The organism is Brevundimonas sp. DC300-4, assembly GCF_049897365.1.
Classification (GTDB): Bacteria; Pseudomonadota; Alphaproteobacteria; order Caulobacterales; family Caulobacteraceae; genus Brevundimonas.
The window spans coordinates 21782-36714 of sequence record NZ_JAFCWC010000014.1 but is presented as its reverse complement, the minus strand read 5'-3'; the positions used below and the strand labels follow the sequence as shown (position 1 = coordinate 36714).

Sequence of the window (14933 nt, the reverse complement as noted above, 5' to 3'; positions counted from 1 at the left end):
GCTCAGCCTCGCTCGGGCGCGACGGCGGTGGGCAGCCGATAGTCTTTCAGCTGCTCTCGCAGGGTCTTCTTGTCGATCTTGCCCGTCGCGCCCAGCGGGATGTCGTCCACGAAGACCACGTCGTCCGGCATCCACCATTTGGCGATCTTGCCGACCAGGAAGTCGAGATGCTCCTGCTTGTCCTGGGCCTCGCCAGGCTTCAGCTTGATGACCAGAACGGGCCGTTCGTCCCATTTGGGGTGGGCCGCGCCGATGACGGCGGCCAGTTCGACCTTGGGGTGGCCGACGGCGATGTTCTCGATCTCGATCGAGGAGATCCACTCGCCGCCCGACTTGATCACGTCCTTGGCCCGGTCGGTGATCTGCATGAAGCCGTGCTCGTCGACGGTCGAAACGTCGCCGGTGTCGAAGAAGCCCTCGTGGTCGAGGATGTCGCCGCCCTCGTCCTTGAAATAGCCCTTGGCGATGGTCGGGCCCTTTATCATCAGGCGGCCGAAGGTTGTACCGTCGTGCGGCATCACCTGACCGGCATAGTTCTTCAGCTTCAACTCGACACCCAGGGGCGGAATACCCTGTTTGACGCGCCACTTCATGCTCTCGTCGTAGGGCAGGGCCTCAAGCTCGGGCGTCAGGTTCGACAGGGTGCCGATGGGAGAGGTCTCGGTCATGCCCCAGCCCTGGACCACATCGACGTCGAACTCGTCGTGGAAGGCCCGGATCAGGCTCTCCGGCACGGCCGAGCCGCCGATCAGCACCTTCTTGACCGATGGGATCTTCAGATTGTTCTCGCGCAGGTGGGTCAACAGGCCCTGCCAGACGGTCGGGACGGCGGCCGAGAAGGTGACCTGTTCAGTCTCGATCAGCTCATAGATGGCCGCGCCGTCCATCCGCGCGCCCGGCATGATCAGGCGCGCGCCCGAGGCAGGACCGGCGAAGGCGATGCCCCAGGCGTTGGCGTGGAACATCGGCACGACCGGCAGGATCACTTCTTTCGGCGTCGCGCCGAGGACCGTGGTCTGCATCCCCATCAGGGTGTGGATGAAGTTGGACCGGTGCGAATACAGGACGCCCTTGGGGTTCCCCGTGGTGCCCGAGGTGTAGCAGAGACCGCAGGCTGTCAGTTCGTCGAACCCGCCCCAGACGCACTCATCGGAGACGCCCGACAGCAGTTGCTCGTAGCATTCGGCCTTCGGCAGTTTGGTTGCCGGCATGTGCCATTCGTCGGTCATGACCACGACCCGCTCGACGCTCGGGCAGTGCGGCAGCACCGCTTCCAGCAGCGGCACGAAGGTCAGGTCGACGAAGATGATCCGGTCTTCGGCGTGGTTGATGATGTAGATCAGCTGTTCGGGGAACAGGCGCGGGTTCAGGGTGTGGCACACGGCGCCCATGCCCATGATGCCGTACCAGACCTCCATATGCTTGCCGGTGTTCCAGGCCAGGGTGGCGATCCGGTCGCCCGGCTTCACGCCCCAGTCCTTGAGCACGTTGGACACCTTGCGGGCCCGGCTGTGGATCTCGGCATAGGTCGTGCGGACGATCGGTCCCTCGACCGAACGGGTCACCACTTCACGATGGCCATGCCAGTTCTTGGCATGGTCCAGGATACGGTCGACCGTCAGCGGCCAGTCCTGCATCAAACCGAGCATCGCATTCCCTCATTGCTCCGGCTGGATGCGGAGCTTGCCATCACGCTAGCCGAGGTGACCGGCGATAAGCAACGTGACGCTAGGTCACCCTGAGCCCGGGCTACGAACACCCGTCCAGGCTTTGCCGTTGCACCCGCCCGACTTTTGCCGTCTGTTCCCGCCCCTGAAACACCGTAAGGATGCCCGGTCATGCGTATCGCCCCTCGCACCGCCCTCGCTCTCGCTCTCGCCGCCTTGGTGGCCGTCGCCGCGTGCGACCGATCCCAGGCCCCTGCCGCCGCGGCCCCGACCCCGGCCGACCCTGTGCGCGCGGAAGGCCCGGCGCTTCCGGCCCAGTCGATTGGCGGACTGGCCATCGAGGGCGAAGGCCTGCGCATCTTCGACGCCGCGGGCGCCGCGCGCGCCCTGCCCTTCGAGACGCCCCAGGCCACGGTGATCGCCGCTGTCGCCGCATCGGTCGGCGGTGCGGCGCCAGAGGTCATCACCAACAGCGAATGCGGCGCCGGCCCGGTCCAGTTCGCCCGGTTCGCCAACGGCCTGCAACTGGCCTTCCAGGACAGCAAGTTCGCCGGCTGGACCCTGGACCAGGAGGGCCTCAGCACGGTCGACGGCGTCGAGGTCGGCATGAGCCGCGCGGCTCTCAGCGCCAACCGCACCGTGGAGATGCAAGAGGATTCGACGCTCGGAGCCGAGTTCTCGGCGGGCGACATCAGCGGCTTCTTCGCCTCGACCGCCGCGGACAGCCCGGTCACCAGCATGTATGCCGGACTGACCTGCTTCTTCCGCTAGGTCTCGCGGGCCTCTAGAAGGCCCGCCATGACCATTCTGATCGCGATCACCGGCGGCTCCGGCTCGGGCAAGTCCACTCTGGCCGAGGCCCTGCTGACGTCGCTGCCGCCGGGCGTCGCCGCCCTTATGCGCGAGGACTCCTACTATCGCGACGCCGCGTCCCTGCCCGGCTTCGACGCCGCGACCTTCGACTTCGACGACGTCGCAGCGCGCGATCACGACCTGCTGATCGACGACCTCACCCGGCTGAAGGCGGGCAAGCCGGTCACGGCCCCGGTCTATTCCTTCATCCACCACGGCCGCGAGCCCGACGGCGAGGCGATCCCGGCCGCGGCCGTCGTGATCGTGGAAGGGACTCATGTTCTTTGCACCCCGGCGCTGGCGGACCTGTTCGACATTCGGGTCTTCGTCGACACTCCCGCCGACATCCGTTTCATTCGCCGCCTGCTGCGCGACCAGGCCGAACGCGGGCGCACGGCGCAGTCGGTGATCGACCAGTATCTGAAGACGGTGCGACCCGGGCATGAACGGCTGACCGAGCCCTCGCGGACCCGCGCGGACTTCATCATCGCCGACGCGACGGCGGCCGTTCGCCTTGACGATCCGCAGGCCGTTATCCGGCTGGCGGCGCCAGTTCTGGCCCATCCGCTGCTGGCGCGTCTGAAACCTGTCGAAACCTGACGATATCCTCGCCGATCGTCCCCGGCCGCAGCATATCCGCTATCGCTAACGGCCTTATGCAATCACATGCAGAATTCGAACGGGGCGGCGCGAGTGCGCTGCCGGGCCCGAAAACCGACCCGAGGCGAGACAATATCGTCCGGGAGGCGCGACGCCATTTCATGTCGGAGGGCTATGCGGCGACGCGGATCGAGCCGATCGCCCGGGCGACCTCCGTTTCGACGGCGACGCTATATGGCTACTTCCCGTCCAAGGCCGATCTGTTCGCGGCGGTGATCTCCAGTGCGTCGGACGACTTCTCCGAACAGATGAAGAGCGTTCGCTGTGACGAGGGCGACGCGCGGACCCGGCTGACCCGGTTCGCCCTCGCCTATGCCGGCTTCATGGGCGATCCGTTCGTACGGTCGGTGTTCCGGCTGGTGATGGCCGAGCGCCCGCGCTTCCGCGACGTGGCCATGGGCTTCTTCGAGCGCGGCCGTCACGACTTCGGGTTGCCGCTGATGGAGGCGCTGACCGCCCTGGCCGCGAGCGGCGACCTGCGCTTCGAAAAGGCCTCCTGGTCCGCCGGTCAGCTCATGGGGATGATCGAGCACCCGGTCTTCTTCGTGCCCCTCGTCACCGGGGACGACGTCCAGGCCGCGCGCAGCCCGCAATCGATCGCCGAGGACGCGGTCGAAACCTTCCTCGCCCGCTACGGCGTCTAGACGTCAGGGCTGAAGCCGCTTCCGCGCCCAGCCGTCGCCGTCACGCGTGAACAGCAGCCGGTCATGCAGGCGGAACGGCCTGTCGCGCCAGAACTCCACCGTCTCCGGGAGCACCCGCCAGCCGGTCCAGCGTTCGGGGCGAGGCACGTCCTGACCCTCGAACCGCTCCGTCTCGCGCGCCACCGCCGCCTCTAGGTCGGCGCGACTCGCCAGCGGCCGGGACTGGTCCGAGGCCCAGGCCCCGATGCGGCTCTCCCGCGCCCGGCTGGCAAAATAGGCGTCAGCCTCTTCGGTGCTGACCGGCTCCACCGCCCCTCGCACCCGCACCTGACGGCGCAGCGACTTCCAATGGAACAACAGGGCCGCGCGTGGCCTGGCGTCCAACTCGACACCCTTGGCGCTTTGCCGGTTCGAATAGAAGGTAAGGCCGCGCCCATCGACGTCCTTCAGCAATACCATCCGGCTGTCCGGCGCGCCGTCGGCATCGACCGTCGACAGGGCCATGGCGTTGGCGTCGTTAGGCTCATGCCCCCTGGCATCGGTCAGCCATTCTATGAACAGGCCGATCGGCTCCTCACGCTCGAAGACCATCTCGTCGCCGTTGGCGGCCAGGGCGGCGGCATAGTCGCGGGCGTACTCTTCGCGCGTCGGGCTGGGCGGTATGGCGTCGTTGGTCATGCCGCGCCTATAGCAAGGCTTGGGCCGACCTGCACGGTTAACCCGGCATTGACCATGGCGACGGCCTATAGAGCGGATGATCGCGCCCGGCCCCAGTCTGAACGAAGCCTTCGCCGTCCTGGGCCTGCACGGTCCGGCCGAGCAGGCCGCCGTGACGCGCGCCTTCCGCCTCGCGGTCAAGAGCGCCAGACCCGACCAGCCCGGCGGCGACGCCGACCGCTTCCGCCGGGTCATCGCCGCCTATCGCCTGATCCAGTCCGTGGGCCCCGCCCGCGCCGCCCTCGCTGCGCCCGTCCAGCGCCCCGTCGCGCTTCCGGTCGTGGGCCTGACCCCGCTGCAGGCCCTCGCAGGCGCCCGCACGATGCTGCGCCTCGGCGACAGACAGCTGCGCGTTCATGCCCCCGCCGGAATGCGGACCGGCGAACATCTGCGACTGAGGGCTGCGGCGCCGGACGGCTCCGACCTCTATCTGCCGGTGCTGATCCGCGCAGCCGACGGTCTCGCCGCCATGGGCGACGACCTCTACATGAGCTGGCCCGTGCCCGAGCGGCTGCTGGCCGACGGCGGCCGTGTCGAGATCGAGACCCATGCCGGGGTTCGCGGCGCCTGGGTCGCGCCCGGCCTGACCGATCCGGTCCGTCTGCGGCTGCGCGGTCTCGGCCTGCCGGCGCGCGGCGCGCGGCCGGAGGGGCATCTGTTCGTGTCGCTGAAGCCGTCCGAGGACGCCCCCTCGGCCGCCGAGGACCTGCTGGCCCGATTCACCCGCGTCTGGACGCCGGACCGCCTGGCGGCCTAAGCGGGAGCCGCGATGTCTCACAACACCTTCGGCCACCTCTTCCGCGTGACGACCTGGGGCGAGAGCCACGGGCCGGCGATCGGCTGCGTCGTGGACGGATGTCCGCCGTTGATTCCGCTCACAGAGACGGACCTCCAACCCTGGCTGGACCGGCGCAAGCCCGGCGGCAGCCGCTTCGTCACCCAGCGCCAGGAGACCGACGTCGCCCGCATCCTGTCCGGCGTCTTCGATGACGGCGCGGGTCAGGTGACCACCGGCGCCCCCATCGCCATCCACATCGACAACGTCGACGCCCGCTCCAGGGACTACGGCGAGATCGCCCGGGCCTATCGCCCCGGCCATGCCGACCTGACCTACCAGACCAAATACGGCGTCCGCGACCATCGCGGTGGCGGTCGCTCCTCCGCGCGCGAGACCGCCAGCCGCGTCGCCGCCGGGGCCGTGGCGCGTCGGGTGCTGGGCGACGGCATCGTTGTCCGCGCCGGGGTCGTTCAGTTGGGTCCTCACAGGATCGCGCCCGAAGCGGTCGATTTCTCGGCCGTTTACGACAATCCCCTTTTCGCCGCCTCGGCCGAGGCCGTGCCTGAGTGGGAAGCCTACCTCGACGGGGTGCGCAAGGCGGGCTCCTCCATCGGGGCCGTCGTGGCGCTCGAGGTCACGGGCGTTCCTGCCGGTTGGGGCGCGCCCCTCTATGGCAAGCTCGACGCCGAACTGGCCGCCGCCATGATGTCGATCAATGCGGTCAAGGGTGTCGAGATCGGCGCGGGCTTCGGCTCAGCCGAGCTGTCGGGCGAGGACAATGCCGACCAGATGCGACTGGGGGAGGACGGCCAGATCGTCTTCGGTTCGAACAACGCGGGCGGCGTGCTGGGCGGCATCTCGACGGGACAGCCCCTGACCGCCCGCGTGGCCTTCAAGCCGACCTCCTCCATCCTCACGCCCCGCCAGACGGTGACCCGCGACGGGCTCGAGACCGATGTCCGCACCAAAGGCCGCCACGACCCCTGCGTCGCCCTGCGCGGCGTTCCGGTGGTCGAGGCCATGGCCGCATGCGTCCTGGCTGACGCCATGCTGAGGCACCGCGCCCAGGTCGGCTAACGGCCTGATCCGGAAGATGGTGGTGCTGTTTTCCGCAAGAGCGGGCCGCCAAAGAGGGTCATCTTCCGTTCACCCTGTTCGGGCTAGATGCGCGCCATGATCCAGATGCTGTCCCGCACTGCCGCCCTCGCCGCCGTCCTGGCCGGTTCGCTGATGCTGCAGGGCTGTCTGGTCGGCGCCGTAGTCGGCACGGCCGGCGCCATCGTCGGCGGAACGGCCCGGGCCACGGGCGCGGTCGTCGGCGCCGGCGTCGACGCCGTTACCACCTCGGACGAGGAAACCCGCGCTCGCCGCGAGCGCGAACAGCGCGACTACGAGCGTGAGCAGCGCCGCTGCGAACAGCGCCGCGCCAACGGCCAGCGCTGCTGACGGCTGACCGGTGCGGAGGGTCGCAGCCGGCAGGACATCATTCGGCGAGCCAGACTTCGAACTGCTGCGGGGACACGCCGCGGATCGGGACCTCGACGGCGGACACATCTTCGCCGAGACAGCCTTCCAGCACGGTTTTTAACGAGCCCGCGCCAACCGCGTCCTCCGGGCGGAAATATCTAAGTTCCGTTCGACCTGGCCCACGACCCAGCAGTTCGTAGGGGGGCACGTCGTAACCCATTGAACGCAGAGATCCCGAACACGCGCGATACATGGCTACCTGGCCTTCAGCGCGGATCTGAAAGTAAATTCGGCCGGGCGAAACGCGATCAGGTGCGGCCGAGGGCGGCGCTGCCGCAGGCGTCTCAATAGCCGCCTGTCCCAGGATTTCAGAAGCCTGGGCAGTCTCGCCGCCGTCGAGGCTCGACCGTGCCTCGCGAACGGTCCGCTCAAGGCTCTCGACCTGCGTCATATCCCGGCGTCGTGCAGCGATTTCATGATCCAGTCGGGTAACCTCGGCTTGCAGGCGATCACGAGCCTGGCTCAGACTGATCAGACTGACTGCGAAGCCTCCCAGAATAGCCAGGCCGCCGAGCAGAAACGCGACGCCGATCCAGCGGGACCGGCTTGTCAGGGTCGCAATCTGCGCCGGAGTCAACGGAGGCTGATCGGTCATTCGGACGCTCTTGCATGAGGCTTTACGATGCCCAGAAGAATGTCACGGCTGGCGTACCAGAGCTGCAGAACACGGGCCTGGGTCACCGAGATAACCCCGGTCGGCGTCATCAGAAGGAGGAAATTAGTCACGCTGAGCTCTTCCGTAACCGTCCAGTAGATAGCCAGCCCGACCAGAGCGGCGGCTGAAACGACCGTTAGGTAAAGGTAGAAGCTCCGCTCGAGCTTGTTCTGCTTGTCCAGCAGGTTAACGATCGCCACGCGTTGCTTGAATGTGAGCGTCATGGGCTCCGATGCGGAGAGGGACGGCGACGGATCGGTCACGCTTCATTCCACGATAGGCTGTCGGTTCTCGATACCCGGACCGCTTTGGGAACAGGCGGCGGAATGGTCGCCGGCCATCGTGCGCCGACAAATCGGTCCTTGCCCACCCAGGCCAGAGAGACGCAGTCACTCTGGTTTCCACCCAGGATACGGTAGGCGTCCCCGTCTTCGCCGGCGTAGAAGCCAACATGTCCCAGTCCGCTCGACCGGGACTTCCGCCAGAAGACCATTACCGCACCGGCCGTGGGGCCGGTCTTGATACCAAAGCTCTGCCAGGCTCGGGCGGACAGAACATTTGTCGGCGTCGGCTCGCGATCCAGCGTCGATGTTATGCAATGAGCGACGAACAGGCCGCACCACGGTATGTCGTCGCCGGGGTAGTGAACGTCGATGTTCTGGGCCCAGTCCAGAATAGTCGGATTGGAGCCTGTACCCGGCTTCTCCTTCGTTCCGATCAGCCGGCGCGCCTCCTTGAACCAGACCAGACCGTCCTGCTCCAGGTCCTTGCCCGGAACAGCGCTGGGAAGCAGCGCTGCGATCGTGATCGGACCCAGCACGCCATCCGGCGTCAAGCCGTGCCTGGTCTGAAACTCTTTGACCGCCGCCGCAGTCTGTCGGCCCCAGACTCCATCCAGAGGGCCTGGCCGGTAGCCAAGGTTCGCCAACGCGGTTTGGACTTCCAGGATTTTCATCATTGCCCCCCAGACCATCTGAAGGACAACTCCACGTGGTGTCAATCCACAAAAACCGCCGTTATGCGTGAAGCCTTCAGCGATGAAAGGCCCGGAGCCCCCTGGAGGCCCGATTCGTCCTAGCGCACCCCGATGTATTTGTGCGTCTGGACGCTGAGCCGCCATTTCGGGTGGCGCAGGCAATAGTCCAGGGCCGCCACCGTATTGGCCGCCTGATCCGGTCCGTCCATGGGCTGAAGCCAGAAGCGTTCGAACTCCAGCTCGTCAAACCGCTCTGGCATGGCGAGCGCCTGCGGATAGACCAGTTTCAGCTCCTGGCCCGAGGTCTGGACCACGGGCGCGGCGGCCTTGGGACTGACGCAGATCCAGTCGATGCCGTAGGGCGCAGGCAGGGTGCCGTTGGTCTCCACCGCGATATCGAAGCCGCGCGCGTGCAGGGCGGCGATCAGGGGCGAGTCCAGTTGCAGCAGCGGCTCTCCGCCCGTGCAGACGACCAGTTTCGGATCACCCTCGCGGCCGATCCACATCGACGCGACATGATCCGCCAGCGCCAGCGCCGTTCTGAACTTGCCGCCCCCGTCGCCGTCCGTGCCGACGAACTCGGTGTCGCAGAAGGTGCAGACGGCTGTGGCCCGGTCCTGCTCGCGTCCGCTCCACAGATTACAGCCCGCGAAGCGCAGGAAGACCGCCGGCCGCCCCGCCTGACCGCCCTCCCCCTGCACCGTCAGGAAGGTCTCCTTGACCGAATAGGTCATCGCGAGGCCAGCCACTCGCGCCAGCCGGCGGCGCGCAGCGCGCAGGCTGGGCAGTCGCCGCAGCCGTAGCCCCAGTCGTGCCGGTGGGTGCGGTCGCCGCGATAGCAGGTGTGGGACTCTTCCACGATCAAATCGATCAGGGCGTGGCCGCCGATCCCGTGCGCCAGTTCCCAGGTCTGGGCCTTGGTCAGATCCATCAGCGGCGTCTCGATCGGCGACGGCTTGTCGAGGCCCAGGGTCAGCGCCCGCTCCATGGCGTTGATCGTGTCGCGTCGACAGTCGGGATAGCCTGAGAAGTCCGTCTCGCACATGCCGCCCACCAGAACTGCCAGCCCGCGCCGGTCCGCCAGCGCAGCGGCGCAGGTCAGGAACACCAGATTGCGCCCCGGCACGAAGGTGTTTGGCAGGCCCCGCGCGCCGATCTCGATGGCGCGATCCGTGGTCATGGCCGTCTCGCCGATGGCGCCGAAGCCGGTCAGGTCGACGACATGGTCCGGCCCCAGCCGGTCCGCGAACCTGGGCAGGACCTCCATCATGCCCTCGCGCACCTTCAGCCGCGCGGCCATCTCGACCGCGTGCCGCTGGCCATAGTCGAAGCCGACCGTCTCGACCCGCTCGTAGCGTTCCAGCGCCCAGGCCAGACAGGTGGCGCTGTCCTGCCCGCCCGAGAACAGTACCAGGGCGTCGTGGGCGGTGTCGGTGATTTGGGCTTCGGTCATGACGGGCCTGCGGTCGGCCCAAAGGCCGCGCGCATCAGTTGGTGGGCAGGAATGGAAGGGTTGACCGCCTTCTACACGCAACCGGGCGATCCGGCAAAAGCACTACCGCATAACTGGCGAAAACGGACTGTTTTTGGACTTAACCCTTTTGCAAACGGTTATCCCGCATTGTCCACCGGTATCAGGGAGTTTCGGCCAGTATGCCGACGATCGAAGTTCTGACGGAACGCGCCGAGCCCGTGCTGCCGACGACCTTGGCAGCCGAGATCTTTGCACGCTTCCAGCGCGAGCCGGACACGCTCGTCATCCCCGTCGTCGAGAACGACCGCCCGGTCGGTCTGATCGAACGCAACGCCTTCCTCCTCAAGATCGCCGGTCCCTTTGGCCACGCCCTCTACGCCAATCGCCCCGTCTCCCATGCCATGGATCCGGAGCCGGCCGTCGTCGACGCCGGTGTCCGCATCGACGCCTTCTGCGACATCCTGATCAAGAGCGGCCAGGGCGCCCTGATGCGCGGGTTTATTGTCACGCGCGGCGGTCGCTACCGCGGCGTGGGCACGGCTGTCTCACTGCTTCAGGCCGTCAACGCGCAACAGCGCAGCCAGAATGCCGAACTGGCGGAACAGTCCCGCGCCCTGACCGACAGCCGTACCCAGGCCCTCGCCTCGGCCCGCGCCAAGAGCCAGTTCCTGGCCATCATGAGCCACGAATTGCGCACGCCTATGAACGGCGTCCTCGCGGTCGCCGAACTTTTGCGTCGCCAGCCGCTCAATGCGGCGGCCCAGGCCCACGTCCAGACGATCGTCGATTCCTCCGAGACGCTTCTGCGCATCCTTCAGGACGCGCTGGACCTCTCGCGTGCCGAGGCCGGCGAGCTGGAGATGAACCCTGTTCCGACCCCGCTGCGCGCCCTGGTGGACGACATCGAACAGATGTGGGCCCCGCGCGCGTCCCAGGACGCCGTCCGCCTGATGGTCGGCTATGAGGGCGACACAGAACTCTGTGCCGACATCGACGGCGTGCGCCTGAAACAGGTGTTCAACAATCTCATCGGCAACGCCCTGAAGTTCGCCCGCAACGGGGTGGTCGAGGCCAGCCTCAAGGCGTGGTCCGAGAACGGCCAGGTCCGCATGGAGGCCCGCGTCCGCGACGACGGTCCCGGCGTCGACGCCGACCGTGTCGACGCCATCTTCGAACCCTTCGTACACGGCTCCGGCCCCGACGGCGCGGGCCTCGGCCTGTCGATCTGCCGCCAGATCGTCGACCGAATGGACGGCCGCATCTGGGCCGAGAACAACGCCGGTCGCGGCGCCACCTTCGCCTTCGACGTCTTCGCGCCACTGTCGGCCCCGGTGGAGAATGAAGCCACCAATGTCTCGGCTCTCGCCGACCTGGAACTGCAGTCCAATCCGCACATCCTGATCGTCGACGACAACGCCACCAACCGCGTGGTCGCCCAGGCCCTGTGCGAGATGTTCGGCTGCTCGTCCGAAACCGCCGAGGACGGCGTCGAGGCGCTCGAGGCCGTCCAGGCCCGACCGTTCGACCTGATCCTGATGGACATCAAGATGCCGCGCATGGACGGCGTCCAGGCGACCAAGGCCATCCGCGCCCTGCCCGGCCCGGAGCGCGACATCCCCATCGTCGCCCTGACCGCCAACGCCGACCCGGACGACGCCAAACACTATCTCTCGATCGGCATGGCCGCCGTGGTCGAGAAGCCGATCAAGCCGGAACGCCTGCGCATGGCCATGAACGCCGCCCTGTCGGAACCCGCTGAGGTCGAGGTCGCCGCCACGCCAGCCCGCAAGGGCCGCGCGGCCTGAGGGCCGTCCCTATTGAACCCGGCAAGGCCAGACCGGGATGCAGACGGCGCATAAGTCGAGCAGCCGACACACTCCATTAACGGTTGCAGGCTCTATTGGGGGGCGACAGACTGCCATTCAACGCCTGCATCTTTCGGTTCAGCGCTGGACTGCCCCGGTCCTGTCGAAAGCACCAGAACGATGGGATGCGTCGCCGACAATCCAACTGCGGAAGACATTCTTTCGACGATGCGAGAGATCGTAGTCGCCGCCGACGTCTTGACCAAGGCCCTGGACCGTCGATTGCGATGTGCCGACGGCAACGGGATTGGCTACTTCGGACTGCGCTTCATTTCCGATGCTGGCAGAAGCGGCCTCTCACGGATCGACCTGTCGCGGCTGGCCAGCATCTCACCCTCCGTCATCACCAAGCTGGTCGATGCTTCGGAGAAGTCCGGCATCGTTGTGCGCATCGCTCATCCGACAGATCGCCGTGTAAACATGATCACTTTGACAATGTTCGGGCGAACCCTGATCGATCAAATCGTCGCTGATGTGATGAACGAAACAGACTACTGCCTTCTGGCGGGCGGACAGCACGAATATCTCAAGACACAGCTCTTGGCCCTGAAACAATCTCACGTGTCATTTCCCTAACGCAACATTCTATTAAAATTAGCTCACTATGAATAGATAGTGAGTCGACATGATTGTGTCCGACAAATATTAAATCTATCCAATTGATTCTCAAATCTATCGTTCTGTCGAATACGATTATACGTGCCGACGTTGTTTTACTTAAGATGAATGCCAAACCCCTATATCTTGCGATGCCTCATGGAATTTTCCACTTGGCGAGTAAGGTTCTGAAATGGTGTTCTACCTTAACGCTGACGACTTTACGCCTGAACTGCGGGAGCTGGACCGTATGGCTTCGAGGCCCGAGAGGCTGCAGCCAGCGCATCTGAACGACTTCTCCCCCGAGGAATGGGCCGTAGTCCTGATGGCGCGGGACGCTTGTCTGAGCGCCGGAGACATCGTTCACGAACCCGGCTCATCACCATTGGCCGCCGACCTGCGGCAGGTCTCGGCGTTCGATGTTCGAAATCCGACGCCCACGCCGCGACGCCGGTCATCCCGGCCGTGAACGTTGTCCCCAGTAGCCCTCCATTCGCCCGCGAAGGCAGCGCCGCCGTCGAGTTCGCATTCGTCGCCCCGGTGTTCCTGATGATGGCGTGCGGCATACTCGTCTACGGCAGCTGGTTCTCGCTGGCCCACTCGGTCCAGGCCCTGGCCACTGAAGCGGCAAAAGCCTCCATCGGCGGGGTGGACGTCGCCGAACGACGCAGCCTTGCGATAGCCTACCTGGACGCAAACAAGTCGTCCGCTGGCCTTGACGGCGCGCATATGGTCCAGCGTGTCGATGTTTCGGAGACAGAGACCCGGGTGGTCATTCAGTTCGACACTATCGATCATCCAATCCGGGCTCTGAGCCAGCTTGTTCCCTCCCCCCCGGCAGTCATCGAACGAACCGCCACAGTCGTCTCGGGACGGCCGTGACTCGCAGAACTCCAGGCGACGACGGCGGGTCCGTGGGGATGATGAGCGGGCTTTTGATTACGCTCGTATGCCTGTCGGCAGCTTTGGCGATTGACGGGGGGTCCTTCATGCTCGACGCGCGGAGACTTCAAGGGGCTGCCGATGTCGCGGCCATGGTGGCCGCCGCCGACCTCGACAACGCACTGGCTCTTGCGGAGGTCAACGCTGCCGCGAATGAGCCGGGCGTTGCGGTGGAGACCGGCATCGAACTGGGCATCTATGTCGCCGATGCGGCGCTGGCGCCGGGTGCGCGTTTCACACCTGGCACGGTCGGCGCGAACGCGGTCCGCGTGACCTTGCGACGGGCGACGCCGGTCTATTTCGGCGCGATCATAACCGGCAAACGATCCATGATGCTCACCCGCTTCGCCATCGCCGTAGTGGAGCAGCAACCCCGAGCCATGTTCTCGCTCGGGTCGCGGATGGCCAGCCTGGATGGCGGCATTGCCAATCAGGTCCTGAGCGGGCTGACCGGAAGTTCAGTGTCTTTGAGCGTGATGGACTATCGCGCGCTCGCCGACGCAAAGGTGAACCTGTTGACCTGCAGCGACGCTCTGGCGACCGAACTCGGCGTTACAGCCGGCGACTACGACAGTTTGCTCACCCGCACCGTCGATGCCGGACGGGCCCTGAAAGTGCTGGAGCGTCTTGCCGGGACTGAGGGTGACAGCGCCCTGTCGAAACTCTCAACGGCCGCCACCGGCGTGCAACTGCGTCTCGGGGACCTGATCGGCATCGATGCGGATGCGAAAGACGGATTGGCCAGCGGCCTCGACGCGACGGTGTCCGCGCTGGATCTGGCGACGGCGATGATCGAGGTCGGGGGGGGGAGATCGTCAGGTCGCGCTGAACCTCGGCGTTCAGCCCGGCCTGTCCTCGCTCGCCGTGTCGCTGGCCATCGGTGAGCGACCCAATAAATCACCGTGGCTGACAGTCAGCGACACGAATGGCCCGATCATTCGAACCGCCCAGGCGCGTCTGTATGTGAAGGCCCGGACAGCCCAGAAGTTGTCCGGCCTGGCGCAGGTCAACCTGCCCATTTTGATCGAACTGGCGGCGTCCGAAGCGCGGCTCGACGCGATCAGCTGCGCACCCGACAGGTCGGTGACCGTTGGGGTCCGGCCCGGTCTGGCCAAGGCCAGCATTGGCGTCATCGACGAGAGCAGGCTGCGCGATTTCAAACAGCCGCTGACCGTCACGCCGGCGACCGTCCTGTCCGTTCTGGGCATGGTGAGCGTCACCGCCAAGGCCGAGATCGAGGCCGCCGATCAGACCTTCACCAAGGTCCGGTTCTCGGACGCAGACATCACCTCTCAGAAGCTGCGGTCGGTTCAGGCGCGCGGTCTCGTCAACGGTGTCGTCGTCAGCCTGCTGCGGCACATGCAGGCGGACGTGCAAGTCACCGGTCTCGGCCTCGGACTGGGCGGGCTGGTTCAGGCCTTCAGTGTCCTTCTGACCCCGCTTGGCCCCGTGCTGGACGCCGCGATCAATCCGATCCTCGACATCCTCGGCCTGAAGTTCGGCGAGGCGGATGTCCGGGTCCACGGCGCGACCTGCGGCAATCCACGGCCGGTGCTTGTCGGCTGAGCCTACGAATGAA

18 protein-coding genes are annotated in these 14933 nt (G+C 66.2%); 11 read left to right on the top strand and 7 right to left on the bottom strand.

What is annotated here, in order from left to right:
• Nucleotides 1-2 precede the first annotated feature (2 nt).
• A complete protein-coding gene (locus tag ACP7AZ_RS16055; RefSeq protein ID WP_426039626.1) occupies nt 3-1649 on the bottom strand; it encodes a long-chain-fatty-acid--CoA ligase in 1647 nt (548 codons plus the stop codon).
• Between the two features lie 189 nt (nt 1650-1838).
• Between ACP7AZ_RS16055 and ACP7AZ_RS16050 the strand changes: the two genes are divergently transcribed.
• From ACP7AZ_RS16050 to ACP7AZ_RS16040, 3 genes are read left to right on the top strand one after another with little or no spacing between them, the layout of a single operon-like run.
• Nucleotides 1839-2438: a hypothetical protein gene (locus ACP7AZ_RS16050; RefSeq protein ID WP_426039625.1), complete on the top strand. Its 600-nt coding sequence runs from the start codon at nt 1839-1841 to the stop codon at nt 2436-2438.
• A gap of 27 nt (nt 2439-2465) precedes the next feature.
• On the top strand, nt 2466-3119 hold the full coding sequence (udk, locus tag ACP7AZ_RS16045) for a uridine kinase (RefSeq protein WP_426039624.1): 654 nt from the start codon (nt 2466-2468) through the stop codon (nt 3117-3119).
• Nucleotides 3120-3175: 56 nt separating this feature from the next.
• Nucleotides 3176-3823 (top strand): TetR/AcrR family transcriptional regulator C-terminal domain-containing protein, encoded by a 648-nt coding sequence (locus ACP7AZ_RS16040; RefSeq protein WP_426039623.1) that lies wholly within the window; start codon nt 3176-3178, stop codon nt 3821-3823.
• A 3-nt stretch (nt 3824-3826) separates the two neighbouring features.
• Here ACP7AZ_RS16040 and pdxH read toward each other — a convergent pair whose 3' ends face one another.
• Nucleotides 3827-4501 (bottom strand): pyridoxamine 5'-phosphate oxidase, encoded by a 675-nt coding sequence (gene pdxH, locus ACP7AZ_RS16035; protein ID WP_426039622.1) that lies wholly within the window; start codon nt 4499-4501, stop codon nt 3827-3829.
• A 76-nt stretch (nt 4502-4577) separates the two neighbouring features.
• Here pdxH and ACP7AZ_RS16030 point away from each other — a divergent pair, with 76 nt between their 5' ends.
• From ACP7AZ_RS16030 to ACP7AZ_RS16020, 3 genes are all read left to right on the top strand, one after another.
• Nucleotides 4578-5297 carry a DnaJ C-terminal domain-containing protein gene (locus ACP7AZ_RS16030; RefSeq protein WP_426039621.1) on the top strand — a complete coding sequence of 240 codons (720 nt, stop codon included), beginning with the start codon at nt 4578-4580 and terminating at the stop codon, nt 5295-5297.
• A gap of 12 nt (nt 5298-5309) precedes the next feature.
• Complete coding sequence (gene aroC, locus ACP7AZ_RS16025; RefSeq protein ID WP_426039620.1) at nt 5310-6395, top strand: chorismate synthase; 1086 nt, start codon at nt 5310-5312, stop codon at nt 6393-6395.
• Nucleotides 6396-6491: 96 nt separating this feature from the next.
• Entirely contained in the window at nt 6492-6764 is a 273-nt protein-coding gene (locus ACP7AZ_RS16020) for a hypothetical protein (protein WP_426039619.1), read from the top strand.
• A 37-nt stretch (nt 6765-6801) separates the two neighbouring features.
• On the opposite strand, the gene ACP7AZ_RS16015 is transcribed toward ACP7AZ_RS16020, so the two are convergent.
• From ACP7AZ_RS16015 to queC, 5 genes are all read right to left on the bottom strand, one after another.
• Nucleotides 6802-7440, bottom strand: coding sequence for a hypothetical protein (locus ACP7AZ_RS16015; RefSeq protein WP_426039618.1), 639 nt, complete (start codon nt 7438-7440; stop codon nt 6802-6804).
• Nucleotides 7437-7763: a hypothetical protein gene (locus ACP7AZ_RS16010; protein WP_426039617.1), complete on the bottom strand. Its 327-nt coding sequence runs from the start codon at nt 7761-7763 to the stop codon at nt 7437-7439. The genes ACP7AZ_RS16015 and ACP7AZ_RS16010 overlap by 4 nt, the downstream gene beginning before the upstream one ends.
• A complete protein-coding gene (locus ACP7AZ_RS16005) occupies nt 7760-8455 on the bottom strand; it encodes a TIGR02594 family protein (RefSeq protein WP_426039616.1) in 696 nt (231 codons plus the stop codon). The genes ACP7AZ_RS16010 and ACP7AZ_RS16005 overlap by 4 nt, the downstream gene beginning before the upstream one ends.
• A 119-nt stretch (nt 8456-8574) precedes the next feature.
• Nucleotides 8575-9210 carry a 7-carboxy-7-deazaguanine synthase gene (queE, locus tag ACP7AZ_RS16000; protein WP_426039648.1) on the bottom strand — a complete coding sequence of 212 codons (636 nt, stop codon included), beginning with the start codon at nt 9208-9210 and terminating at the stop codon, nt 8575-8577.
• Nucleotides 9207-9929, bottom strand: coding sequence for a 7-cyano-7-deazaguanine synthase QueC (gene queC, locus ACP7AZ_RS15995; RefSeq protein WP_426039615.1), 723 nt, complete (start codon nt 9927-9929; stop codon nt 9207-9209). Before queC ends, queE begins: the two co-directional genes overlap by 4 nt.
• A gap of 200 nt (nt 9930-10129) precedes the next feature.
• Between queC and ACP7AZ_RS15990 the strand changes: the two genes are divergently transcribed.
• The 5 genes from ACP7AZ_RS15990 (at nt 10130) to ACP7AZ_RS15970 (ending at nt 14920) form a co-directional block, all read left to right on the top strand.
• The gene (locus ACP7AZ_RS15990) at nt 10130-11755 is read left to right on the top strand and encodes a response regulator (RefSeq protein ID WP_426039614.1); all 1626 of its coding nucleotides are present in this window, start codon (nt 10130-10132) and stop codon (nt 11753-11755) included.
• Nucleotides 11756-11935: 180 nt separating this feature from the next.
• Entirely contained in the window at nt 11936-12391 is a 456-nt protein-coding gene (locus ACP7AZ_RS15985) for a MarR family winged helix-turn-helix transcriptional regulator (protein ID WP_426039613.1), read from the top strand.
• 486 nt (nt 12392-12877) lie between these two features.
• Nucleotides 12878-13294: a TadE/TadG family type IV pilus assembly protein gene (locus tag ACP7AZ_RS15980; RefSeq protein ID WP_426039612.1), complete on the top strand. Its 417-nt coding sequence runs from the start codon at nt 12878-12880 to the stop codon at nt 13292-13294.
• 107 nt (nt 13295-13401) lie between these two features.
• Nucleotides 13402-14238 carry a TadG family pilus assembly protein gene (locus tag ACP7AZ_RS15975; RefSeq protein ID WP_426039611.1) on the top strand — a complete coding sequence of 279 codons (837 nt, stop codon included), beginning with the start codon at nt 13402-13404 and terminating at the stop codon, nt 14236-14238.
• 79 nt (nt 14239-14317) lie between these two features.
• The gene (locus tag ACP7AZ_RS15970) at nt 14318-14920 is read left to right on the top strand and encodes a hypothetical protein (RefSeq protein WP_426039610.1); all 603 of its coding nucleotides are present in this window, start codon (nt 14318-14320) and stop codon (nt 14918-14920) included.
• Nucleotides 14921-14933: the final 13 nt, after the last annotated feature.

Bases quoted from the DNA above. Each gene is read 5' to 3' on its own strand.
- ACP7AZ_RS16055 (WP_426039626.1), bottom strand. From the start codon at position 1,649: ATGCTCGGTTTGATGCAGGACTGGCCGCTGACGGTCGACCGTATCCTG.
- ACP7AZ_RS16050 (WP_426039625.1), top strand. From the start codon at position 1,839: ATGCGTATCGCCCCTCGCACCGCCCTCGCTCTCGCTCTCGCCGCCTTG.
- udk (WP_426039624.1), top strand. From the start codon at position 2,466: ATGACCATTCTGATCGCGATCACCGGCGGCTCCGGCTCGGGCAAGTCC.
- ACP7AZ_RS16040 (WP_426039623.1), top strand. From the start codon at position 3,176: ATGCAATCACATGCAGAATTCGAACGGGGCGGCGCGAGTGCGCTGCCG.
- pdxH (WP_426039622.1), bottom strand. From the start codon at position 4,501: ATGACCAACGACGCCATACCGCCCAGCCCGACGCGCGAAGAGTACGCC.
- ACP7AZ_RS16030 (WP_426039621.1), top strand. From the start codon at position 4,578: ATGATCGCGCCCGGCCCCAGTCTGAACGAAGCCTTCGCCGTCCTGGGC.
- aroC (WP_426039620.1), top strand. From the start codon at position 5,310: ATGTCTCACAACACCTTCGGCCACCTCTTCCGCGTGACGACCTGGGGC.
- ACP7AZ_RS16020 (WP_426039619.1), top strand. From the start codon at position 6,492: ATGATCCAGATGCTGTCCCGCACTGCCGCCCTCGCCGCCGTCCTGGCC.
- ACP7AZ_RS16015 (WP_426039618.1), bottom strand. From the start codon at position 7,440: ATGACCGATCAGCCTCCGTTGACTCCGGCGCAGATTGCGACCCTGACA.
- ACP7AZ_RS16005 (WP_426039616.1), bottom strand. From the start codon at position 8,455: ATGAAAATCCTGGAAGTCCAAACCGCGTTGGCGAACCTTGGCTACCGG.
- queE (WP_426039648.1), bottom strand. From the start codon at position 9,210: ATGACCTATTCGGTCAAGGAGACCTTCCTGACGGTGCAGGGGGAGGGC.
- queC (WP_426039615.1), bottom strand. From the start codon at position 9,929: ATGACCGAAGCCCAAATCACCGACACCGCCCACGACGCCCTGGTACTG.
- ACP7AZ_RS15990 (WP_426039614.1), top strand. From the start codon at position 10,130: ATGCCGACGATCGAAGTTCTGACGGAACGCGCCGAGCCCGTGCTGCCG.
- ACP7AZ_RS15985 (WP_426039613.1), top strand. From the start codon at position 11,936: ATGGGATGCGTCGCCGACAATCCAACTGCGGAAGACATTCTTTCGACG.
- ACP7AZ_RS15975 (WP_426039611.1), top strand. From the start codon at position 13,402: ATGCTCGACGCGCGGAGACTTCAAGGGGCTGCCGATGTCGCGGCCATG.